Here is a 22,339-nt window from a genome sequence, read left to right on the forward strand (position 1 = left end):
GGCATCGAAAGCGCAACGATCGGAGACGCCACGGCGCTGGCCGCGGCGATCCGGGCAGGTGCGCTTTCCGCCGGCGAGGCGATGGAGGCCGCGATCGCGTCCGCTTCCGGCCATGCGGAACTCGGCGCGGTCTGCCACCTCGACGAAGTGCGCGGTCGCGCCGCAGCGACACAATTCGATGCGGAGCGGGCGGCCGATCCGGCCCGCTTCGCCGCGCGTCCCTTCGCAGGCGTGCCGACGCTCGCCAAGGATCTCGGCGGACCCTTTGCCGGCTTTCCGGTGCGCGCCGGCTCGCGCATGCTCGATCACGCGCTCGACCCCGTTATGGACTCTGACCTGGCCGGCCGGTTTCGCGCGGCCGGTCTCGTTCCGTTCGGCCTGACGACCAGCCCGGAATTCGGACTGTCGCTTTCGAGCGAGCCGGCGCGGGGTCCGCTCTGTCGCAATCCGCTCGATCCGGCCCGCACCGCCGGCGGCTCTTCGGGCGGTGCGGCGGCGGCCGTCGCGGCGGGCATGGTTGCGATCGCGCATGCCACCGACGCCGGCGGGTCGATCCGCGTGCCGGCGGCCTGCTGCGGGCTGGTCGGGCTGAAGCCGACGCGCGGCGCCGTCCCCGGCGGTCCCCGTTTCGGCAATCACCTGGGCGGCATCGCGGCCGAACTCGCCGTCTGCCGCTCGGTGCGCGACATGGCTGCGATCTTCGAGGCGGCACATGGACGGGCGAGGGGGCCCTTCGCCGATCCGGCCGATACCACCGCCCCGCACGGCGGCCTGCGCATCGGCGTGCTGACGGAGACGGGGGCCGACTGTCCGACGGAGCCTGAGCGCAGCCGTGCGGTCGAGGCGGCCGCGAAGGCGCTGGAAGGACGCGGCCACCGGATCGTCGCCCTCGGCTGGCCGGCCTTCGCCGGGCTGGTGTCGGCCTCCTCGAGCATCTTCGCCGACATCGTCTCGATCAACCTCGCCGGGCTGGTGGAGACGCTGTCGCTCGACCTGGACCTCGCCGAGCCGATGACGCGCGCCTTCGTGAAAAGAGGGCGGAGGATATCGGCGACCGCCCTCTGGACATCGCTCGATGCGGCGGTGCATGTGAGCCATGAGACTTGGGCGCTGTTCGACAGCCTGGATTGCCTTGTCATGCCGATGCTTGCCTCTGCCCCCCTTCCGATCGGGTCGTTTCCGACCGATCATGACGACACCGATCTGCACCTGCGGCGGATGCAGGCCTTCGCGCCGCTCGCCGGCCTTGCCAACATCGCCGGCTTTCCGGCGCTGACGCTGCCCTTCGGCGCGGACGCGGACGGCCTGCCGCTGCCGGTCCAGCTGATGGCGCCGATGGGCGGAGACCGGCTGCTGCTTTCGCTGGCGGCGTCGCTCGAAGCCGAGGGACGCTGGCGCCATCGCTTTTCCGTCGCGGGGCTTGCCGCATGACGACCGAGACGACCGCCGCACCCGTCCTCGCGCTTTCGCACATCTCCAAGCGCTTCGGCCCGATCGTCGCCAATGACGACATCTCGATCGCGCTCGGCAGGGGTGAATTGCTGGCGCTGCTCGGCGAGAACGGCGCCGGCAAGACGACGCTGATGAGCATCCTGTTCGGCCACTACACGCCGGATGCCGGCACGGTGCGGGTCGACGGCGTCGAGCTGCCGCATGGCCGCCCGCGCGCGGCGATCAAGGCCGGCGTCGGCATGGTGCACCAGCACTTCTCGCTGGCGCCGAACCTCACCGTGCTGGAAAACGTCATGACCGGGACGGAGCCGCTCTGGTCGCTGCGCTCGCGCAAGGGTGCCGCCCGCCGCAAGCTCGCCGCGATCGCCGAACGCTTCGGGCTCAGCGTCGATCCGGACGCGCGGCTCGGCGATCTCTCGGTCGGCGAGCAGCAGCGGGTGGAGATCCTGAAGGCGCTCTACAACGATGCCCGCATCCTGATCCTCGACGAGCCGACCGCGGTGCTCACCAACATCGAGGCCGAGCGGCTGTTCCGGACGCTGCGGGAGATGGCGCGGCAGGGCCTGTCGCTGATCTTCATCTCGCACAAGCTGGACGAGGTGATGGCGGCGGCCGACCGCATCGTCGTCCTGCGCGGCGGCAGGGTGGCGGCGGAGCGAAGGGCGGCCGAGACGAACAAGGCGGAACTGGCCGAGCTGATGGTGGGCCACCGCGTGACGCGGCCGACCCGCGCGCCGGCCGAGCCGGGCGCGACCGTGTTCCAGGCATCGCGGCTCACCGTGTCGAGCGGCGGCGTCGAGCGGCTGAAGGCGATCGATTTCTTCCTGCGCGAGGGCGAGACGCTCGGCATCATCGGCGTTTCCGGCAACGGCCAGGCGACACTGTCGCAACTGATGGGCGGGCTCGCCGCACCCAGCGGCGGGGAAATGCGCCTGTTCGGCGAGCCGGTCGCAGCGCTCGACGTCGACGACCTGGTGCAGGCCGGTGTCGGCCGCATCCCGGAGGATCGTCACCGCCAGGGCGCGATCGGCGAGATGGCGATCTGGGAGAACGCGGTGCTGGAACGCATCCGCCAGCCGCTGTTTTCGCGGCGCGGCATCGTCAACCGCTCGGCCGGGCAGGCCTTCGCGGCCACGATCATCGAGGAGTTCGACGTGCGCGGCGGGACGCCGACGAGCCGTACCCGGCTTCTGTCGGGCGGCAACATGCAGAAGCTCATCCTCGGCCGCAATCTCTACCGGCGGCCGCGCATCCTGATCGCGGCGCAGCCGACCCGCGGGCTCGACGAAGGCGCCGTCGCCGCCGTCCATGCCCGCATCCTGGAGGCGCGCCAGGCGGGGACGGCCGTCCTGCTCATCTCCGAGGACCTGGACGAGGTGATGGGGCTCGCCGACCGCATCCAGGCGATCGTCAAGGGGCGGCTTTCCGCCCCGATCGCCGCAGAGGACGCCGATCCGCGCCGGCTCGGCCTGATGATGTCCGGAGACTGGGCGGCCGGCGAAGGAAATACCGGTGAAGGACATCCCCATGCGTCTTGAACGCCGCGAACACCGGCCGCTCGCCCTCGTCGTGCTGTCGCCGATCCTGGCCGTTGCGGCCGCGCTCGTGCTTGCGGGCCTGTTGATCGCGGCCGCCGGCGCGCCGGTGCTGGAGGCCTACGGGCGGATCCTGACCGGCGCCTTCGGCACCCGGCTCGCGGCCACCGAGACGCTGACGCGGGCGACGCCCCTGATGCTGACCGGGCTTGCGGCCGCGATCGCCTTCCGCGCGCGGCTCTGGAACATCGGCTCCGAGGGGCAGTTCTATCTCGGCGCGATCATGGTGGCGGCCCTCGGATCGAGCGCGCTGTCGGGCATGCCCGGGCCGGTGCTGATCCCGCTTCTCTTTACCGCGGGCGCGATCGCCGGCATGGCGCTGATGCTGGTGCCGCTGTGGCTGCGGCTGCGCTTCTCCGTCGACGAGGTGGTGACGAGCCTGCTGTTGAATTTCGTCGCGGTGCTGTTCGTCTCGATGATGATCGACGGGCCGCTGAAGGATCCGCTCGCCTTCGGCTGGCCGCAGTCGATGCCGGTCGCAGACCACGCGCTGCTGCCGAAGCTGATCGAGCGCTCGCGCCTGCATATCGGCCTCGCGGTGGCGATCGCAGCCGCACTCGTGATCTACCTTCTGCAGGCGCGCACGGTCTTCGGCCTGCAGTCGCGCGCCGCCGGCCTCAATCCGGAAGGCGCCGTCTTCGCCGGCGTGCCGCTCGGCCGCACGCTCGTCAAGGTCGCCTGCCTGTCGGGCGGGCTTGCGGGGCTCGCCGGAGCGATCGAGGTGATGGGCGTGAAGGGCTACGTCACGACCGATCTTTCGCCGGGCTACGGCTATTCCGGCATCATCGTCGCCATGCTCGCCAACCTCAATCCGCTCGGCGTCATCGCCGCAGCGCTGTTCACCGCCACCATGTTCGTCGGCGCCGACGGCATGAGCCGGGCGATGGGCATCCCCACCTATATCGCCGACGTCACCGTGGCGCTGTCGCTGCTCACCATGCTGGTGGCGATCTTCTTCACCCAGTACAGGATCCGCCGATGAGCGCCTTTCTCGACATCGTCGCCTCGGCCGGCCTCTGGGCGGCGGTGCTCAGGATCGCCACGCCGCTGATCTTCGGCACGCTCGGCGCGCTCTTGTCCGAGCGCTCCGGCGTGCTCAACCTCGGCATCGAGGGGATCATGACCTTCGGCGCGATGGCCGGCTGGCTCGCCGTCTTCAATGGCGCCGACCTCTGGACCGGCATGCTGGTGGCGGCGGCATCGGGGGCGCTGTTCGGGCTGGTGCACGCGGCGATGACCGTCTCGCTCGGCCTGTCGCAGCACGTGACCGGGCTCGGCATCACGCTGTTCGCCTCCTCGCTCAGCTACTACATCTTCCGCCTGACCGTGCCGCTCGCCTCGACGCCGCCGACGGTGACGCCGTTCCAGCCGATCGCGGTGCCCGGCCTCTCCGACCTGCCCTTCGTCGGCCCGGCGCTGTTCACCCAGACGCTGCCGACCTACCTCTCGATCGCGATTGCGCTGCTGCTCGCCTATGTCGTCTACCGCACGCCGCTCGGGCTGGCGCTGCGCATGAGCGGGGAGAACCCGCATGCGGCGGAGGCGCAGGGCGTCGATCCGATCAGGGTGCGCTACGGCGCGATCATGGCCGGCAGCGCGCTGATGGCGATGGGCGGGGCGTTCCTGACGCTCTCGGCCTTCAACAGCTTCTTCCCGACCATGGTGCAGGGGCGCGGCTGGATCTGCATCGCGCTCGTCGTCTTCGCCTCGTGGCGGCCGGGGCGGGCGCTGTTCGGGGCGCTGCTGTTCGCCTTCTTCGACGCCTTCCAGCTCAGGCTGCAGACGGTGCTCGGCGACGTGCCCTACCAGATCTTCCTGATGATGCCCTATATCCTCTCGATCGCCGCACTCGCCGTGATGGCGCGTCGCGCCCGCGTGCCGCAGGCGCTGATGCAGCCCTACCGGCGCGGCGAGCGCTGACGTTCCAACAACCGCTCCAGGTGCCCCCATGTTCGACGTGCTGATCAAGAACGCCAATCTCCCCGACGGCCGCGAGGGGATCGACATCGCCATTTCCGGCGGCAGGATCGCCGCGGTCGGACCGGGGATCGCGGCGGAAGCCGGCGAGACGATCGATGCCACCGGCCGGCTGGTGACGCCGCCCTTCGTCGACCCGCACTTCCACATGGACGCGACGCTGTCGCTCGGCCTGCCGCGCATGAACGTCTCCGGCACGCTTCTGGAGGGGATCGCGCTCTGGGGGGAACTGCGGCCGACGCTGACGCGCGAGGCGCTGGTCGAACGGGCGCTGCGCTACTGCGATCTCGCCGTCAGCCAGGGCCTGCTCGCGATCCGCAGCCACGTCGACACCAGCGACCCGAAGCTGGTGACGGCCGAGGCGCTGATCGAGGTGCGCGAGGCGGTGGCCCCCTATATCGACCTGCAGCTCGTCGCCTTCCCGCAGGACGGCTACTACCGCGCCGAGGGCGGGGTGGACGCGCTGAACCGCGCGCTCGACATGGGCCTCGACATCGTCGGCGGCATCCCGCATTTCGAGCGGACCATGGCCGACGGTGCGGCCTCCGTCGCGGCGCTGTGCCGGATCGCCGCCGAGCGCGGGCTGCCGGTCGACATGCATTGCGACGAGACCGACGACCCGATGTCGCGGCACATCGAGACGCTCGCCGCCGAGACGGTGCGCTTCGGGCTGAAGGGCCGTGTCGCCGGCTCGCACCTGACCTCGATGCACTCGATGGATAACTACTACGTCTCCAAGCTGATCCCGCTGATGGCGGAGGCGGAGATCAACGTCATCCCCAATCCGCTGATCAACATCATGCTGCAGGGCCGCCACGACACCTATCCGAAGCGGCGCGGCATGACGCGGGTGCGCGAGCTGATGGAGGCGGGCCTGAACGTCTCCTTCGGCCACGACTGCGTGATGGATCCCTGGTACTCGATGGGCTCCGGCGACATGCTGGAGGTCGGCCACATGGCGATCCACGTCGCCCAGATGGCCGGCATCGAGGACAAGAGGAAGATCTTCGACGCGCTCACCGTCAATTCGGCGAAGACCATGGGGCTGCAAGGCTACGGCCTCGAGAAAGGCTGCAACGCCGACCTCGTGATCCTGCAGGCGCGCGACCCGCTCGAAGCGCTGCGGCTGAAGGCCAACCGCCTGCTCGTCATGCGCCGCGGCAACGCGATCGCGCGCGCTGCGCCGCGCGTCAGCACGCTCGACCTTGCCGGCCGGCCGAAAACGGTGGATGCCGCCGACTACGCGCCGCTGCGGCCGGGCAGGGGCTGACGGCAAGTCCAAACAGCATCACCGGGGTCGCGTCAGCTGCGGTGGCGGCCAGGTGGCCGGACGGCGTTCGCCGCCGGTGTCACTTGCCGGCATATTGCTCGTCGGTGACGTGCTCCAGCCAGTCGACGGCCTTGCCGTCGAGCGCCTCCTGCAACGCGATATGGGTCATCGCCGTGTCCGGCGCTGCGCCGTGCCAGTGCTTCTCGCCCGGTTCGAACCAGACGGTGTCGCCGGCGCGGAACTCGCGGACCGGCCCGCCCCAGCTCTGCGCCAGGCCGCAGCCGGCGGTGACGACCAGCGTCTGGCCGAGCGGATGGGTGTGCCAGGCCGTGCGCGCACCGGGCTCGAAGGTGACGGTGACGGCGCGCAGGCGGGCCGGCTCCGGCGCCTCGATGATCGGATCCTGGCGGACGCGGCCGGTGAAATAGTCGGACGGCGGGGTGGCGGACGGGCGGCTGCCGCAGGGCAGGATCTTCATGGCGGCTTCTCCTTCTTCGCAGCAGTGGGCGGCGTATCCTGCAACGAAACGGGCCTGCCGGGAAGAAGCCACGGGGTTCTGCGGCCCGCATTCCGGCGCCTTTGCCGGTCGCGTGTCGCTCAGCGGAAGCCCGGCGGCGGCCGGTGCTGGAAGAGGAGCGCATCGATCGCCGAGCGGATCGCGGCGAGGACTGCCTGCACGTAGCTATACATTCCAGGTCCTCCGTCTCGTGCGCCGGTTTCGGGGCGTTTCCGGGTGTTGCGGCGCGACGCAACCTTGATCGCATGACGGCGGGAGCGGGCATGTTTCCGCGGTGACATCTGCCGGGCAGCCGCGCAAATTTCTTTCGTCACGGCGATTTTCCTTGAACGGAAGTTGCGCTAAGAACCGCGCGACCTGAATCCCACCGAGCATTCGACAAGGACAGTCCCATGACAGTGCGCAACCTTTTCCTCCTGCCCGGCGACGGCATCGGCCCGGAAGCCATGGCGGAAGTCCGCAAGATCATCGCCTACATGAACGCCGAGAAGGGCGCCGGCTTCGTCATCGACGAGGGCCTCGTCGGCGGCTCGGCCTATGACGTCCATGGCGTGGCGATCTCGGAAGGGGACATGCAGAAGGCGCTGAACGCGGATGCTGTGCTGTTCGGCGCCGTCGGCGGGCCGAAGTGGGATGCCGTCCCCTATGAGGTCCGCCCCGAAGCCGGCCTCCTGCGCCTGCGCAAGGACCTGGAACTGTTCGCCAACCTGCGCCCGGCGATCTGCTACCCGGCGCTGGCCTCGGCATCGTCGCTGAAGCCGGAGCTGGTGGAAGGCCTCGACATCCTGATCGTGCGCGAACTGACGGGCGGCGTCTATTTCGGCGAGCCGAAGGAGATCATCGACCTCGGCAACGGCCAGAAGCGCGGCATCGACACGCAGGTCTACGACACCTACGAGATCGAGCGCATCGCCGGCGTCGCCTTCGAGCTGGCGCGGACCCGCAACAACCGCGTCTGCTCGATGGAGAAGCGCAACGTCATGAAGTCCGGCGTGCTCTGGAACCAGGTGGTGACCGAGACGCACAAGCGCGCCTATTCCGACGTCCAGCTCGAGCACATGCTGGCCGATGCCGGCGGCATGCAGCTCGTGCGCGCGCCGAAGCAGTTCGACGTGATCGTCACCGACAACCTGTTCGGCGACATGTTGTCGGACGTCGCCGCCATGCTGACCGGCTCGCTCGGCATGCTGCCGTCGGCCTCGCTCGGCGCCCCGGATCCGAAGGCCGGCAAGCGCAAGGCGCTCTACGAGCCGGTGCACGGCTCGGCGCCGGACATCGCCGGCAAGGGGATCGCCAATCCGATCGCCATGATCGCCTCGTTCGCCATGTGCCTGCGCTACTCCTTCAACCTGGTGCAGGACGCCGACAGCCTGGAGAAGGCGATCGCCAACGTGCTCGACCGCGGCATCCGCACCGGCGACATCATGGCCGAGGGCTGCACGAAGGTCGGCACGGTGGAGATGGGCGACGCCATCCTCGCCGAATTCAAGGCGCTTTCGGCCTGATCGCAACGACCTTTCCCCGGCGCCGTCGCCTGCGGCGGCGCCGGTGGACCGATCCGCGCCCGACCGGGCCGGTCGCGATGCGTCCCGGACAAAACACGGCCTGCCTTCATTGAAGGGGCGGGCGTGCCTGCCTATCTCGCTTGCAGGACGACGCGACGCGCAAGGAGCCCCATGATCCGGCAGGCAGGCGAGAAAAAGAGTGTGTGGACCGCGCTCAGGCGGCGCTACGAGGCCAGGCGCAAGCTGCACCGGCGCGTGCCGTGGAAGGGCTTCACCCTGTCGGCGCTGAACGTGGTGGCGATCGCCTTCCTCGTCTTCGACCGGCCGCTCGGCGAGGCGGCCGACGTGCTGTCGCCGCCATTGGTCGGCATCGCCGGCAACGTCACCGACATCGGCAAGCTCGCCATCATTCTCGGCGCGCTCTCCACGCTCGCAGCGCTCGTCTATCTCCTGCGCCGGCGGCTGTGGAAGGTGCGGCGCAGGTTCCGGCTGATCTACCTGGCGCAGATGACGGCCTATGTCACGCTGTCGGTCGTGCTCGCCAGCATCTTCGTGCATGTGCTGAAGGTGGTGATCGGTAGGGCCCGCCCGCCGCTCTACGCCGAGGAGGGCATCTTCTCGCTGCAGCCCTTCAGCGGCTGGATGCACCAGAGCTTTCCCTCCGGTCACTCCGCCCATGTCGGCGCCCTGTTCATGGCGCTGGTGCTGCTCTTTCCGCGCTTCAGGCTGTTCTTCGCCGGTCTTGCCCTGTGGCTCGCCGCAACCCGGGTGATCCTCGCCGTCCACTATCCGAGCGACGTTGTGGCCGGGCTGGCCTCGGGCGCCTGGTTCGCGTTCGCGACCTCCGTCCTGTTCGCCCGCTTCGGGCTGGTTTTCACGCTCAACCGGGAAGGGTGGCCGGTGCCGCGGCTCGGCCGGCTCGTCTGACGAAGAAGGCCCGGCGGATCGCTCCGCCGGGCCGCTGTTCAATGAGAGAGCGAACCGCGATCAGTGCATCGCGTGGATGTCGCGGTCCTTCGTTTCCGGCAGGAACAGCAGGCCGATCACCAGCGTGATCGCCGCGAACACGATCGGGTACCAGAGGCCGTAGTAGATGTCGCCCTTGGCCGCGCTCATCGCGAACGCGGTTGCCGGCAGCAGGCCGCCGAACCAGCCGTTGCCGATGTGGTAGGGCAGCGACATGCCGGTGTAGCGGATGCGGGTCGGGAACAGTTCGACCAGCAGCGCGGCGATCGGGCCGTAGACCATCGTCACGTAGATGACGAGGACGGTGAGAACGGCGATGATCGTGGTCCAGTTGACGGCGGCCGGGTCGGCGACCATCGAGAAGGTTCCGCCGTTGGCGATCGTGAAGACCGGCATGCTGTCGACGCCGGTGGCCTCCTCGGCCGTCAGGAGCTTCGCCTTGACGAGCTCGGCGCCGGTCATGCTCGCCTTGTCGCCGGCGCGGATGGCGGCGGCGTCGAGCGCGAGTTCCGGATTGGCGGCGACGAAGGCGTCGAGCTTGGCGTCCGGCACTTTGGCGGCGGCGCGGACGAGCGGATAGCCGGCCGCGTGCAGCGCCATGTTGACCTGCTTTTCGAAGGCGGCCGTCATCGCCTTCGCCTTGTCGCCGGCAGCAATGGCGTCGAAGCTGTTGATCGTGCTGTCGCCGACCTTCACCGTTGCCGGGGTGCCGGCGGCCGCCGTGGTCACGACGTCATAGGGCACCGAGTTCTTGGTCAGGAACGCGGTTGCGATGTCGCACGAGGTGGTGAACTTCGCCGTGCCCGTCGGGTTGAACTGGAACTTGCAGTCGCCCGGAGCGGCGGTGACCGTCGCGCGGACCGTCGCCTGGGCCTGGGCGAGAGCGGGGTTTCCGGCCCAGGTCAGGGCCTTGAACAGCGGGAAGTAGGTCAGGATGGCGAGCAGCAGGCCGGCCATGATGATCGGCTTGCGGCCGACCTTGTCGGACAGCCAGCCGAAGAAGACGAAGAAGCCGGTTCCGAGCAGGAGCGAGATCGCCACCATGATGTTGGCCGACTGGCCGTCCACCTTGAGCACGCCGGTCAGGAAGAACAGGGCGTAGAACTGGCCGGAATACCAGACGACCGCCTGGCCGACGACGGCGCCGAAGAGCGCGAGCAGCGCGATCTTGGCATTGCGCCACTGGCCGAAAGCCTCCGTCAGCGGGGCCTTCGAGCCCTTGCCCTCTTCCTTCATCTTCTGGAAGGCGGGCGATTCGTTCATCTTCAGACGGATCCAGACGGAGATGCCGAGCAGGACGACGGAGACGAGGAACGGGATGCGCCAGCCCCAGGCCGCGAAGGCTTCCTTGCCGACCATGAACTGGACGGAGAGGATGACCACGAGCGACAGGAACAGGCCGAGCGTCGCCGTCGTCTGGATCCAGGAGGTGAAGTAGCCGCGGCGACCGTGCGGGGCGTGTTCGGCCACATAGGTCGCAGCGCCGCCGTATTCACCGCCGAGTGCCAGGCCCTGCAGCATGCGCAGCGCCAGCAGCAGGATCGGCGCGGCGATGCCGATCGAGGCGGCACCGGGCAGGATGCCGACGAGGAAGGTCGACAGACCCATGATCAGGATGGTGACGAGGAAGGTGTACTTGCGGCCGACCAGGTCGCCGAGCCGGCCGAAGACCAGTGCGCCGAAGGGGCGGACCAGGAAGCCCGCGGCAAAGGCGAGAAGGGCGAAGATGTTGCGCGTCGTTTCCGGATAATCACTGAAGAAGGCGGCGCCGATGAAGACGGCGAGAGAGCCGTAGAGATAGAAATCGTACCACTCGAACACGGTACCCAGCGACGAGGCGAAGATGACTTTCTTCTCCTCGGCGGTCATCGGACGCGTCTTGCTGACGTCCGCCGTCGCGACATTTGCCATTGTGAAATCCTCCAGTTCAAACAGCTGTCGAGCGCCCATTCCCCTTGCCCGCCGACCCTCCTCGGTCAGGCGAGCGTGGTGCGCCTGGCAAGAGGATGGCAGAAAAGAGGAATCGGCGCTGCGCGGCTTTCGGATTATGACTTTAGTCTAATGCAGGGCGCCTGCTGCGCTGCAGCGTCCGGTGGTGCCGGGCATGGCGGGGCGGCGCAATCGTGACGCGAACTTGATCGCCGCGCGGCCGGGCATCCCTTGACTCGCGGTCAAAAACGCTTATTAGCAGCCTCCGGAAAAGGACAGCACCCATGCTTCGCCGCGACCTCGACATCGCTGACAGCAGCCGGCCGGCAGAGACTGCCGGATCGGAACGGTGCGTGCCCGCTTCTTCCAAATTCATGGCCAAAACGACGACGAAAACCGTCTGACGTCCTTGGCCGCCGCTCTCTCCCCGGCACGGCCGGGGACAAGAGGCCCGCGTGCTCCGGCTGCCGGGCTTCCCCTCAAGAACCCGAGGAGAGGCAGAGAAAGAGAGCAAAGACCAATGGGCTTCAAGATTGCAGTCGCCGGCGCTACCGGCAATGTCGGGCGCGAAATGCTGAACATCCTGTCCGAGCGCGGCTTCCCGGCCGACGAGGTCGTGGCGCTGGCCTCGAGCCGCTCGGTCGGCACGGAGGTCTCCTACGGCGACAAGACGCTGAAGGTGCACAATCTCGAGACCTATGACTTCTCCGACACCGACATCTGCCTGATGTCCGCCGGCGGGGCCGTGTCGCTGAAGTATTCGCCGAAGATCGGCGCGCAGGGCTGCGTCGTCATCGACAACTCCTCGGCCTGGCGCTACGACGCCGAAGTGCCGCTGATCGTGCCGGAGGTGAACCCGGATGCGATCGACGGCTTCACGAAGAAGAACATCATCGCCAATCCGAATTGCTCGACGGCGCAGCTCGTCGTCGCGCTGAAGCCGCTGCACGACCGCGCCACGATCAAGCGCGTCGTCGTCTCGACCTACCAGTCGGTTTCCGGCGCCGGCAAGGAAGGCATGGACGAGCTGTTCAACCAGACGCGCGCCGTCTTCGTCGCCGATCCGATCGAATCAAAGAAGTTCACCAAGCGCATCGCCTTCAACGTCATCCCGCACATCGACGTGTTCATGGAGGACGGCTACACGAAGGAAGAGTGGAAGGTTCTCGCCGAGACCAAGAAGATGCTCGACCCGAAGATCAAGGTGACCTGCACGGCCGTGCGCGTGCCCGTCTTCATCGGCCATTCGGAATCGGTCAACATCGAGTTCGAGAAGGAAATCACCGCCGACGAGGCGCGCGACATCCTGCGCGAGGCGCCGGGTTGCCAGGTGATCGACAAGCAGGAGAACGGCGGCTACATCACGCCCTACGAATCGGCGGGCGAGGATGCGACCTACATCTCGCGCATCCGCGAGGACGCGACGGTCGAGAACGGCCTGAACATCTGGGTCGTCTCGGACAACCTGCGCAAGGGTGCTGCGCTGAATGCGATCCAGATCGCCGAGCTGCTGGTCAATCGCGGGCTGATCAAGTCCAAGAAGCAGGCCGCCTGAGGGAACTTTTCGGGTCCCGGAAAATTGAAGGTCCCGCATCCACCGTCAGACGGTGCGGGCCCTTTGCCTGTCACGACGCGCGGGGCGGCGCCACGGCGCCCCGGACCGCATCGAACGGCCAGGAACTGTCTGACACGCATCAAAATTCACGCACGAAGCGAAGCGAGAGATCGGGGTTTATTCCAATGGGCTTGATGAAGCGGATGTTCCAGGGGCTGGCGGCGATCGCGCTGACGGCAGCCGTGCCGGCGGCGGCCGCGGCCGCGCAATGCGGCGACAATTCCGCAGGCTTCGCGGCCTGGGTCGACCAGTTCAAGGGCGAAGCGGCCGCCAACGGCATCAGCCCGCGCACGCTCGACCGGGCGTTCGCCGAGGTCGGCTACAACCGGGCGACGATCCGCGCCGACCGCGGCCAGAAGAGCTTCAAGCTGTCGCTCGACCAGTTCATGCAGAAGCGCGGCGGCCAAGCGATCATGAACCGCGGCAAGGGGCTGAAGCGCCAGAATGCCGCCCTGTTCGCCCGCATCGAGGGCCAGTACGGCGTGCCGGCCGGGCCGCTGATCGCCATCTGGGGCATGGAGACGGGCTTCGGCGGCTTCCTCGGCAAGGAGCATACGCTCTCGGCCGTCGCGACGCTCGCCTATGACTGCCGCCGGTCGGAATATTTCACGAACCAGCTCTACGCGGCCCTGAACCTCGTCCAGAACGGCACGCTCAGCCCCCAGGCGCGGGGTGCCGCCCATGGCGAGATCGGCCAGACGCAGTTCCTCCCGGTCAACGTGCTGCGGTACGGCGTCGACGGCGACGGCGACGGCCGGATCGATCTCGTCCGCTCCAAGGCGGACGCGCTCGCCTCGACGGCGAACTTCCTGCGCGGCCATGGCTGGACGGCCGGCGCCGGCTATCAGCCGGGCGAGGCGAACTTCGCGGCGATCCAGGGCTGGAATGCGGCGAACGTCTACCAGCGCGCGATCGCGATCATCGGCGCGGAGATCGACGGCGACTGACCGCCGCCATCCCGAGGGATTTCGAGGGGCCCGGCCTTGCGCCGGGCCTTTTCACATTCCGGGCCTGCGGAAATCGCCGGTCTTGGCGTCCATGATCCACAGTTCGCCGGTGGAGATGTCGAACCAGGCGCCGTGAAGGTTGAGCTTGCCGCGCTGCTCCAGGATCTGGACGCAGGGGAAGGTGCGCAGGTTGGCGATCGAGTTGCGGATCGAGACGCGCTCGAGCGCCCGCTGGCGCTCGCCGGCGGTCATCACGTCGTTGCTCTGGATCTGCTCGGCGGCAGGCTTCAACAGGTGCATCCAGCGGCCGATGAAATCGCCGGGAGACAGAGGCTCGGCATCGAGGTCGAGCGCCGCCTTGATGCCGCCGCAGCGGCCGTGGCCCATGACGACGATGTCGGAGACGCGCAGCGACTGGACGGCGAATTCGAGGGCGGCGGAGGTCGAGTGGTAGTGTCCGTCCGGCTCGTAGGGCGGCATCAGGTTCGCCACGTTGCGGACGACGAAGAGCTCGCCCGGGCCGCTGTCGAAGATCGTCTCGGGTGCTGCCCGCGAGTCACAACAGGCGATCACCATCGCCTTCGGCTTCTGGCCGCTGTCGGCGAGCGTCCTGTAGCGCTGCTGCTGCTCGCTGAAGCGCCCCTCCATGAAATTCTGATAACCGGTCAGAAGGTGGTCAGGAAAGCGATGCATGTGGTCGATACCCCCGTGCGGTGACGAATGAGTAGTAGGCGCCGCGTTTGCTGTAGCGATGAGGGCGGCCGAGCGCAAGCCTCGGGGCGGCAGCCGTTCCGAGCGCTGCCGCGGCCATCTTCGCCTTCGCGCAACCGGTGCGGGTCACTGCCCGGGCTTTGCTCCGCCAGGGTGAACGAGGCGGCGCATCTGGACCATCGCCATCGGCGTCGACAGGCTGGAGGCATCCTGCTCCAGCGTCAGCTCGTCGGCGCCGCGCTTGGCGCTGCGTGCCACGATCTCGAAGACGCTGGCGGTGGCGAGATGCAGCGCCCGCTCCTCGGAATGCCCTTCGAGGATGCGCGACAGGAACAGGGCCGCCATCAGGTCGCCGGTGCCGTGCGGCGGCGCGGGCACCTGTCGGTGCTCGGCGAGCAGGGCGGTGCGGCCGGAGAGATAGAGATTGCCGATACTGCCCGCCATCATCGGATAGGCCGACGTCACCAGCATGCGCGACGGCCCGAGCGACAGGGCCGCGTCCATGATCGCGGCGTTGCTTTCGAGCGGCGCGCCGGCAAGCCAGGCGAGCTCGAAGCGGTTGGGCGTGGCGATCGAGGCGATCGGCAGCAGTTCGTCGCGGATCGCCTCGGCGGTCGCGGCCGGCACGTAGAGGCCGCCCTCGTCGCCGCAGATCGGATCGCACAGATAGAGGAGGTCGGGATTTTCCGTCTTCAGGGTCCGGACCAGCCGGGCAATCGAGGCCGCCTGGGCCGGATCGCCGATATAGCCGGACAGCACGCCCCTGATCTCGCCGCGCCAGGGCGAGGTGCGAAGATCGTCGACGATCGCGTCGAACTCGGCCGGCGCCATCGCCACCCGCGTCGATCTTCCGTGGCCCGGGTGCCAGGATAGGACGACGGTCGGCAGCGCCCAGACCGGATGGCCGAGGGTTTCGAGCGCAAAGACGGCGGCGCGGTTGCCCACCGTGCCGCGCACGACATGGCTCGATATGACCAGGATCGCGCCCTTTTCGCTCTCGTTCATCCGACCATTCCTCGTCTTTTCCTGCCGCTGAGATCCAATGGACCATGGGCCGATGCTCTGCAAGACATTGTTGCATCGGGCCGCGGCCCGGCATGGCCGGGCGCGATCTTGCCCCGGAGGGCGGCATCGGGGCGTTCGGGACCCGCGCTTTCGACTGAATTTGCCCTGAAAATCGGCAAAAAATCGTGCCTGTCGCGGCAATCCGGCCAGGATTTTGGAGATTTTCGGCCAAAATCGATTGAAATCCGGTTGCAACCTATAAAACCATCGCGAACCGTCGTTCTTCTGCTAGGGTCCTGACAAAAATCCGGGGAGTGATTCATGGCGTCACGCATCAACACCAGGCGCGAGAAGCAGATCGAGGCGGCCACGGCCGCCGTGGCAAAACTGGGGGAGAAGGCGATCGATCCTTCGATCCTGTTCGGTCGGGCGAGCAACGACGACCTGGAAACCTGTTCCGCCGACATGCTGGCCGCCACCGCGGCCCATGCCCATCGCGAGGTCGGGGCCTGGGACGGCGGCGAGCCGCGGGTCACGATCGCCACCGTCGCGGCGATCGCGCCGCAGGGCAAGCCGGTGTCGATCCTGTCGGTCACCGACCGCAACCAGCCGTTCCTCTACGATTCGGTGATGGGCGAGGTGACGAGCACCCATCGCGACCTGCATCTCGCGATCCATCCGATCCTGGTGATCGCGCCGGACGAGCAGCCGAAGCTGTTCTCCCCGGACGAGCCGAGCGACCCCGCGCACCGGGTCAGCCATATCGAGATCCATCTGTCCGAGCTCGCCGCCTCGGAGGCCGAGGCGCTGATCGCGCGCGTCCGGCACGTGCTCGCCCAGGTGCACATGGCGGTCGGCGACTGGAAGCCGATGATGGAGACTCTGGCGATGGCGGTCTCCGAAATGGCGGAGTTCGGCCCCGCGCGCCGGCAGGCGGAGAAGGACGAGGCCGTCGCCTTCCTGGAATGGCTGCGCGACAACAACTTCACCTTCCTCGGCATGCGGGAATACACCTACAGCCGCGACGGCGACAGCGCCTCGGTGGAGCGGAGCGACGGCGCCGGGCTCGGCATCCTCTCCGACCCGGAGGTGCGCGTGCTGCGGCTCGGCAAGGACACGGTGACGACGACGCCGGAGATCCTCGCCTTCCTCGAGGGACCGGACTTCCTGATCGTCACCAAGGCGAATGTGCGGTCCGTGGTCCACCGCCGCGCCTACATGGACTATATCGGCGTCAAGCGCTTCGACAGGAACGGCAAGGTGACGGGCGAACTGAGGATCGTCGGCCTGTTCACCTCGACCGCCTATACGCATGCGGCCTCCGAGATCCCGCTGTTGCGCTCCAAGGTGCAGGCGATCGTCGATCATTTCGGCTACGATCCGCAGAGCCATTCCGGCAAGATGCTGATCAACACGCTGGAATCCTATCCGCGCGACGACCTCTTCCAGATCGACACCGGGCTCCTGGCCACCTTCTGCGAGCAGATCAACGAGCTCGCCGACCGGCCGCGGATCCGCGTGCTGCCGCGCATCGACCATTTCGACCGCTTCGTCTCGGTGATCGTCTACGTGCCGCGCGAGCAATATGATTCCGACGTGCGCGAGAAGATCGGCAGCTACCTGAAGACCGTCTACGAGGGGCGTGTCTCCGCCTACTATCCGGCCTTCCCCGAGGGCGGGCTGGCGCGCGTGCATTTCATCATCGGCCGCTCCGGCGGCAAGACGCCGCGGATTGCGCAGAAGAAGCTCGAGCAGGCGATCCGCGATATCGCCACCCGCTGGACGGACCGCTTCGAGGCGCTCTCGGGCCCGGACTCGATCAAGCTGATCACGCCGCAGGCCTATCAGGAGGCGTTCTCCCCGGGCGAGGCGCATGCGGACCTGCGCTTCTTCGAGACGGCGACGGATGCCGATCCGATCCAGATCGCCTTCTACCGGAAGCCGTCCAACAGCGACACGAAGACGCTGGAACTGAAGATCTTCCATGCCGGCGACGCGGTCTCGCTGTCGCGGCGGGTGCCGCTCCTGGAAAACCTCGGCTTCAACGTCGTCAGCGAGCAGACGCACGACATCACCGTGATCGGGCTCGACGGCGAAAGCCGGCTCGTCGTGCTGCACGACATGGAGCTGCGCCACCGCGACGGGCTGGACATCGACCTTCCGAAGCTCTCCGGCGTCCTGACCGAGGCCTTCCTGTCGACCTGGCGCGGACTGACCGACGACGACACCTTCAACCGGCTGATCATGACCGCCGGGGTGAATGTGCGCGAAATCATGGTCCTGCGGGCCTATGCGCGCTACCTGCGCCAGACGGCGATCGCCTACTCGCAGGGCTATATCGCCGATACGCTGAACAAGTATCCGACGATCGCGGCCGACCTGTTCCGCCTGTTCGCCGCACGGCTCGATCCCAAGCTCGCCGAGCGCAAGCGGATCAAGCGCAGCGAGGAACTCGCCGCCCGGATCGAGGACGAGCTCGCCGCCGTGCCGAGCCTCGACGAGGACCGGATCCTCCGGCGCTACGTCAACGCCATCCAGTCGACGCTCCGGACGAACTATTTCCAGCGCGACGCCGAGGACCGGCCGCTCTCGACGCTCGCCTTCAAGCTCGACCCGCAGGCGCTGGAGGGGCTGCCGGATCCGCGGCCGTTCCGCGAGATCTTCGTCTACGGCGCGGAGGTCGAGGGCGTGCACCTGCGCTTCGGCCGCGTCGCCCGCGGCGGCCTGCGCTGGTCGGACCGCGCGCAGGACTACCGCACCGAGGTGCTGGGGCTGGTCAAGGCCCAGCAGGTGAAGAACGCGGTAATCGTGCCCGTCGGCGCCAAGGGCGGCTTCTATCCGAAGCAGCTTCCGGCCGGCGGCAGCCGCGACGCCGTCTTCAATGCCGGCAAGGAGGCCTACAAGACCTTCGTCCGCACGCTGCTGTCGGTGACGGACAACATCGAGGGGCAGGCCGTCGTGCCGCCGCGCGACACCGTGCGGCTCGACGGCGACGATCCCTATTTCGTCGTCGCGGCCGACAAGGGCACGGCGACCTTCTCCGACACGGCGAACGCGCTGGCGCAGGAAGCCGGATTCTGGCTCGACGACGCGTTTGCGTCCGGCGGCTCGGCCGGCTACGACCACAAGAAGATGGGCATTACCGCCCGCGGCGCCTGGGAGGCGGTGAAGCGGCATTTCCGCGAGATGGACGTCGACATCCAGAAGACGCCGTTCACCGTCGTCGGCGTCGGCGACATGTCGGGCGACGTGTTCGGCAACGGCATGCTCCTGTCGCGCAAGACGCGGCTGATCGCCGCCTTCGACCACCGTGACATCTTCATCGACCCGAACCCGGATACCGAACTGTCCTTTGCCGAGCGCAAGCGCATGTTCGCCCTGCCGCGCTCGAGCTGGCAGGACTACGATCGCGCCGCGCTCTCCAAGGGCGCCATGATCATCTCGCGCAACGAGAAGTCGGTGACGCTGACTGCCGAGGCGATGGCCGCGATTGGGATCGACAAGCAGAAGGCGACGCCGTTCGAGATCATGACGGCGATCCTGAAGGCGCCGGTCGACCTGCTCTGGTTCGGCGGCATCGGCACCTATGTCCGTTCGGCCGGCGAGACGGACGCCGAGGTCGGCGACCGCGCCAACGATGCGATCCGCGTCACCGCCGACGAGGTGCGGGCCAAGGTGATCGGCGAGGGCGCCAATCTCGGCGTCACCCAGCGGGGCCGCATCTCCTTCGGGCTGAAGGGCGGCCGCTGCAATTCGGACGCGATCGACAATTCCGCCGGAGTGAACTCCTCCGACGTCGAGGTGAACATCAAGATCGCGCTCGCCTCGGCGATGCGCGACGAGCGGCTGACGCGGGAGAAGCGCAACAAGCTCCTGTCGTCGATGACCGACGAGGTGGCGCAGCTGGTGCTGCGCAACAACTACCTGCAGCCGCTGGCGATCTCGCTCTGCGAGCGCCAGGGGCAGGGCAACCGGACCGGTCTGTCCCGACTGATGAGCCGGCTGGAGTCGGCCGGGCAGCTCAACCGCCAGGTCGAGGTGCTGCCCAGCGAACAGGCGATGGACGAGCGATACCGCGCGGGCATGCCGCTGACGCGGGCGGAGATCGGCGTGCTGCTCTCCTATGCGAAGATCGTCTTGTTCGACGAGATCCTGGACAGCGAGCTGCCGGACGATCCCTATTTCGAACCGACGCTGATCGGCTATTTCCCCGCCAAGATGCAGCGGACCTATGCCGACGACATCCGGACGCACCGGCTGCGCCGCGAGATCATCGCGACCATCCTCGCCAACGGCGTGATCAATCGCGGCGGCCCTGCCTTCGTGAGCCAGCTCACGGACGGCACCGGCTACATGAGCGCCGACGTGGTCAAGGCGGCGATGCTGGCCTTCGAGGGTTACGAGCTGTTTCCGCTCTATGCGGCGACGGACGCTCTCGACAACCAGATGAGCGGATCGGCACAGAACGAGGTCTACGAGAGCCTCGGCCGCGTCTTCTCCAACGCCACGTCGCTGTTGCTGACGACCGGGGCGATCGACGCGCCGATGGACGTGGCGGTGCACAAGCTGAAGCAGGCGCTGAAGCAGCTGCGCCCGCACCTGTCGACGCTCCTGCCGGATGCCGCGCGCGAGGAACTGCGCCGCAAGGCGCTCTATTTCGAGGACAAGGGCGTTCCCGAGCGCCTGGCCCGCGAGATCACCGACCTGCGCGCCATGAGCTTCGTGCCCGAGATCATGCTGATCGCGACGCAGACCGGAGACAACCTGATCCGCACCGCGCAGACCTATGCCGGCGTCAGCGACACGCTGAACATCGGCGCGCTCCTCGGGGCGGCGGGGCGGGTGCCGACGACCGACCTCTACGAATCGCTGGCGCTGTCGCGCAACCTCTCCGACATTTCCAATGCGCGCCGCGCGCTGACGATCGCCATCCTCGATCGGCACAAGGGCGACAAGAACCCGCTCGCCTCCTGGCAGGCGGCCGATGCGGAGAGGCTGGGGACGGTCACCGGGCGGCTGGGCGCGCTGTCGGAGGCGGGGGAGGCGACGCTTGCCAAGATCTCCGTGGCCGCCGGCGTCGTCAGCGACCTTGCGCACGGCAGGACGAGGTGACACAGTCCCCGCCCGGTGCGGCCCGGGTCGCCTGCTGATTGCGGGCGTGCGCGGCCGTGATCGGTAGCCGGCTGGCGCCAGGTGCGGCACAGCCGGCAGCATGGCCGGAACGGCGCACGGCAGACCGATTGCCGCGCAGGCGGGGGAACGATGACGACAGGGCATGACGGGGGCGAACGGCGCCCCACGGGACGGCGGGGCATCCTCGGCTGGATGCTGTTCGACTGGGCGGCGCAGCCGTTCTTCACGGTGATCACCACCTTCGTCTTCGGCCCCTATCTCGTCTCGCGCATGGCCGCCGATCCGGTCACCGGCCAAGCGGCCTGGAGCTATACGCTGACGGTTTCCGGCATCGTGATTGCGCTCCTGTCGCCGGTGCTCGGCTCCATCGCCGACGCCTCGGGCCGGCGCAAGCCCTGGATCGGGGCGCTCGCGGTCATCCAGATCGTGTCGGTCTGGATGCTCTGGTATGCGGCGCCGGGAACCAGCCTGCTTGTGCCGCTGACGCTGATGGTGCTGGCCACGGTTGCGGCGGAATTCTCCATCGTCTTCAACGATTCGATGATGCCGTCGCTGGTGCCGCCCAAGGAGGCGGGACGGGTTTCGAACCTCGCCTGGGGGCTCGGCTATCTCGGCGGCATGGTTTTGCTGATCGCCGTCGTGCTGTTCTTCGCCGCCAATCCCGAGACCGGGCTGACGCCACTCGGCATCGCGCCGCTGTTCGGGCTAAACGCGGCGATGGGCGAGGATGCGCGCATCACCGGGCCGATCTCGGCCATCTGGTATCTCGTCTTCATCCTGCCGATGTTCCTGTTCACGCCGGATCGCGGCCGCGGCCTTGCGATCGGCCAAGCCGTCCGCGCGGGCTTCGCCTCGATCGGCGACACGATCGGCGAACTCAAGGTGCGGCGCGGCATCCTGCGCTTCCTCGTCGCCCGGATGGTCTACCAGGACGGGGTGAACGGCCTGCTGGCGCTCGGCGGTACCTTCGCCGCCGGCATGTTCGCCTGGCAGACGATGGAGCTCGGGATTTACGGCATCATCCTCAACATCGTGGCCATCGGCGGCTGCTACTGGGCGAGCCGGCTCGACAGCCGCCTCGGCTCCAAGACGGTGGTGATCGCAAGCCTCGTCTGCCTGACCCTCGCCACGCTCGGGATCGTCTCGACGGCGCCCGGGCACACGCTGTTCGGCCTGATCCCGCTGTCGGACGAAGATTCCGGCGACCTGTTCGGCACGGCGGCGGAGAAGGCCTACATCGTCTACGGCCTGTTCATCGGCATCGCCTTCGGCCCGGCGCAGGCCTCGGCCCGCTCCTACCTCGCCAGGAGCGTCGCGCCGGAGGAGGCAGGCCGCTATTTCGGCCTCTACGCGCTGACCGGCCGGGCGACGTCGTTCGCAGCGCCCCTTTCCGTCGGCATCGTCACGAGCCTCACCGGCTCGGCGGCGCTCGGCATGGGCGCGCTGGTGGTGTTCCTCGTCGTCGGCCTCATCCTGCTTCTGCCGACGCCCTATCCGGCCGACCAGCCGGCAGGCCGGAGCGCCAAGGTGCCGCCGGTCGCCTTCGGGCGTTGACATCGGCCGATATTTTCGTCAGTTTCCGTTCCATTCCGAGGGGGGCACCGTAACGGTGCTGAGATGGCGGTGAGCCGGACCCTTGAACCTGATCCGGGTCATACCGGCGTAGGAACGGAAATACGCGTCGCTGCACGCGCCTCTTTCTCTTCTCCGCTTCACC

General features: G+C 68.0%; 15 protein-coding genes and 1 riboswitch. Of the genes, 11 read left to right on the forward strand and 4 right to left on the reverse strand.

Annotation, left to right across the window (positions count from 1 at the left end; all coding sequences use genetic code 11):
- Window positions 1-3: 3 nt before the first annotated feature.
- The 5 genes from P0086_RS11390 to P0086_RS11410 are packed head-to-tail and all read left to right on the forward strand — an operon-like array spanning window position 4 to window position 6,294.
- A complete protein-coding gene (locus P0086_RS11390; protein ID WP_275786159.1) occupies window positions 4-1,431 on the forward strand; it encodes an amidase in 1,428 nt (475 codons plus the stop codon).
- Window positions 1,428-2,990 (forward strand): ABC transporter ATP-binding protein, encoded by a 1,563-nt coding sequence (locus P0086_RS11395; protein ID WP_275785487.1) that lies wholly within the window; start codon window positions 1,428-1,430, stop codon window positions 2,988-2,990. Before P0086_RS11390 ends, P0086_RS11395 begins: the two co-directional genes overlap by 4 nt.
- On the forward strand, window positions 2,980-4,029 hold the full coding sequence (locus P0086_RS11400) for an ABC transporter permease (protein WP_275785489.1): 1,050 nt from the start codon (window positions 2,980-2,982) through the stop codon (window positions 4,027-4,029). Before P0086_RS11395 ends, P0086_RS11400 begins: the two co-directional genes overlap by 11 nt.
- On the forward strand, window positions 4,026-4,967 hold the full coding sequence (locus P0086_RS11405) for an ABC transporter permease (protein ID WP_148178035.1): 942 nt from the start codon (window positions 4,026-4,028) through the stop codon (window positions 4,965-4,967). Before P0086_RS11400 ends, P0086_RS11405 begins: the two co-directional genes overlap by 4 nt.
- 28 nt (window positions 4,968-4,995) lie before the next feature.
- Window positions 4,996-6,294, forward strand: a complete 1,299-nt coding sequence (locus P0086_RS11410) for an amidohydrolase family protein (protein WP_275785494.1) — start codon at window positions 4,996-4,998, stop codon at window positions 6,292-6,294.
- A 79-nt stretch (window positions 6,295-6,373) separates the two neighbouring features.
- On the opposite strand, the gene P0086_RS11415 is transcribed toward P0086_RS11410, so the two are convergent.
- Window positions 6,374-6,772, reverse strand: coding sequence for a cupin domain-containing protein (locus P0086_RS11415; protein WP_112610573.1), 399 nt, complete (start codon window positions 6,770-6,772; stop codon window positions 6,374-6,376).
- A gap of 431 nt (window positions 6,773-7,203) precedes the next feature.
- Here P0086_RS11415 and leuB point away from each other — a divergent pair, with 431 nt between their 5' ends.
- Together leuB and P0086_RS11425 are read left to right on the forward strand one after the other, a co-directional pair.
- Entirely contained in the window at window positions 7,204-8,316 is a 1,113-nt protein-coding gene (gene leuB, locus P0086_RS11420; RefSeq protein WP_275785498.1) for a 3-isopropylmalate dehydrogenase, read from the forward strand.
- 171 nt (window positions 8,317-8,487) lie between these two features.
- Window positions 8,488-9,243, forward strand: coding sequence for a phosphatase PAP2 family protein (locus tag P0086_RS11425; protein ID WP_275785499.1), 756 nt, complete (start codon window positions 8,488-8,490; stop codon window positions 9,241-9,243).
- Between the two features lie 60 nt (window positions 9,244-9,303).
- On the opposite strand, the gene P0086_RS11430 is transcribed toward P0086_RS11425, so the two are convergent.
- Window positions 9,304-11,193: an MFS transporter gene (locus P0086_RS11430; protein ID WP_112610579.1), complete on the reverse strand. Its 1,890-nt coding sequence runs from the start codon at window positions 11,191-11,193 to the stop codon at window positions 9,304-9,306.
- A gap of 538 nt (window positions 11,194-11,731) precedes the next feature.
- On the opposite strand from P0086_RS11430, the gene P0086_RS11435 reads away from it, so the two are divergent.
- Window positions 11,732-12,766 carry an aspartate-semialdehyde dehydrogenase gene (locus tag P0086_RS11435; protein ID WP_112610581.1) on the forward strand — a complete coding sequence of 345 codons (1,035 nt, stop codon included), beginning with the start codon at window positions 11,732-11,734 and terminating at the stop codon, window positions 12,764-12,766.
- 194 nt (window positions 12,767-12,960) lie between these two features.
- Window positions 12,961-13,773, forward strand: a complete 813-nt coding sequence (locus P0086_RS11440) for a lytic murein transglycosylase (protein WP_275786161.1) — start codon at window positions 12,961-12,963, stop codon at window positions 13,771-13,773.
- 51 nt (window positions 13,774-13,824) lie between these two features.
- Here the strand turns inward: P0086_RS11440 and P0086_RS11445 are convergent, their stop codons facing one another.
- Window positions 13,825-14,466, reverse strand: coding sequence for a carbonic anhydrase (locus P0086_RS11445; protein ID WP_112599421.1), 642 nt, complete (start codon window positions 14,464-14,466; stop codon window positions 13,825-13,827).
- A gap of 144 nt (window positions 14,467-14,610) precedes the next feature.
- Window positions 14,611-15,489, reverse strand: coding sequence for a pyridoxal kinase PdxY (gene pdxY, locus P0086_RS11450; protein ID WP_275785505.1), 879 nt, complete (start codon window positions 15,487-15,489; stop codon window positions 14,611-14,613).
- Window positions 15,490-15,810: 321 nt separating this feature from the next.
- Between pdxY and P0086_RS11455 the strand changes: the two genes are divergently transcribed.
- Window positions 15,811-20,601 (forward strand): NAD-glutamate dehydrogenase, encoded by a 4,791-nt coding sequence (locus tag P0086_RS11455; RefSeq protein ID WP_275785509.1) that lies wholly within the window; start codon window positions 15,811-15,813, stop codon window positions 20,599-20,601.
- A gap of 150 nt (window positions 20,602-20,751) precedes the next feature.
- Window positions 20,752-22,176, forward strand: a complete 1,425-nt coding sequence (locus P0086_RS11460) for an MFS transporter (RefSeq protein ID WP_275785511.1) — start codon at window positions 20,752-20,754, stop codon at window positions 22,174-22,176.
- Window positions 22,177-22,204: 28 nt separating this feature from the next.
- Window positions 22,205-22,308, forward strand: a riboswitch (TPP riboswitch).
- Window positions 22,309-22,339: the final 31 nt, after the last annotated feature.

The sequence above is a fragment of the Mycoplana sp. MJR14 genome (genome assembly GCF_029210525.1).
Lineage (GTDB): Bacteria > Pseudomonadota > Alphaproteobacteria > Rhizobiales > Rhizobiaceae > Mycoplana.

What these genes read in the sequence shown, in the direction of transcription:
- P0086_RS11395 (WP_275785487.1), top strand. Translation starts at nt 1,428, where the DNA reads ATGACGACCGAGACGACCGCCGCACCCGTCCTCGCGCTTTCGCACATC.
- P0086_RS11425 (WP_275785499.1), top strand. Translation starts at nt 8,488, where the DNA reads ATGATCCGGCAGGCAGGCGAGAAAAAGAGTGTGTGGACCGCGCTCAGG.
- P0086_RS11460 (WP_275785511.1), top strand. Translation starts at nt 20,752, where the DNA reads ATGACGACAGGGCATGACGGGGGCGAACGGCGCCCCACGGGACGGCGG.
- P0086_RS11410 (WP_275785494.1), top strand. Translation starts at nt 4,996, where the DNA reads ATGTTCGACGTGCTGATCAAGAACGCCAATCTCCCCGACGGCCGCGAG.
- leuB (WP_275785498.1), top strand. Translation starts at nt 7,204, where the DNA reads ATGACAGTGCGCAACCTTTTCCTCCTGCCCGGCGACGGCATCGGCCCG.
- P0086_RS11445 (WP_112599421.1), bottom strand. Translation starts at nt 14,466, where the DNA reads ATGCATCGCTTTCCTGACCACCTTCTGACCGGTTATCAGAATTTCATG.
- P0086_RS11400 (WP_275785489.1), top strand. Translation starts at nt 2,980, where the DNA reads ATGCGTCTTGAACGCCGCGAACACCGGCCGCTCGCCCTCGTCGTGCTG.
- P0086_RS11435 (WP_112610581.1), top strand. Translation starts at nt 11,732, where the DNA reads ATGGGCTTCAAGATTGCAGTCGCCGGCGCTACCGGCAATGTCGGGCGC.
- P0086_RS11415 (WP_112610573.1), bottom strand. Translation starts at nt 6,772, where the DNA reads ATGAAGATCCTGCCCTGCGGCAGCCGCCCGTCCGCCACCCCGCCGTCC.
- P0086_RS11455 (WP_275785509.1), top strand. Translation starts at nt 15,811, where the DNA reads ATGGCGTCACGCATCAACACCAGGCGCGAGAAGCAGATCGAGGCGGCC.
- pdxY (WP_275785505.1), bottom strand. Translation starts at nt 15,489, where the DNA reads ATGAACGAGAGCGAAAAGGGCGCGATCCTGGTCATATCGAGCCATGTC.
- P0086_RS11440 (WP_275786161.1), top strand. Translation starts at nt 12,961, where the DNA reads ATGAAGCGGATGTTCCAGGGGCTGGCGGCGATCGCGCTGACGGCAGCC.
- P0086_RS11430 (WP_112610579.1), bottom strand. Translation starts at nt 11,193, where the DNA reads ATGGCAAATGTCGCGACGGCGGACGTCAGCAAGACGCGTCCGATGACC.
- P0086_RS11405 (WP_148178035.1), top strand. Translation starts at nt 4,026, where the DNA reads ATGAGCGCCTTTCTCGACATCGTCGCCTCGGCCGGCCTCTGGGCGGCG.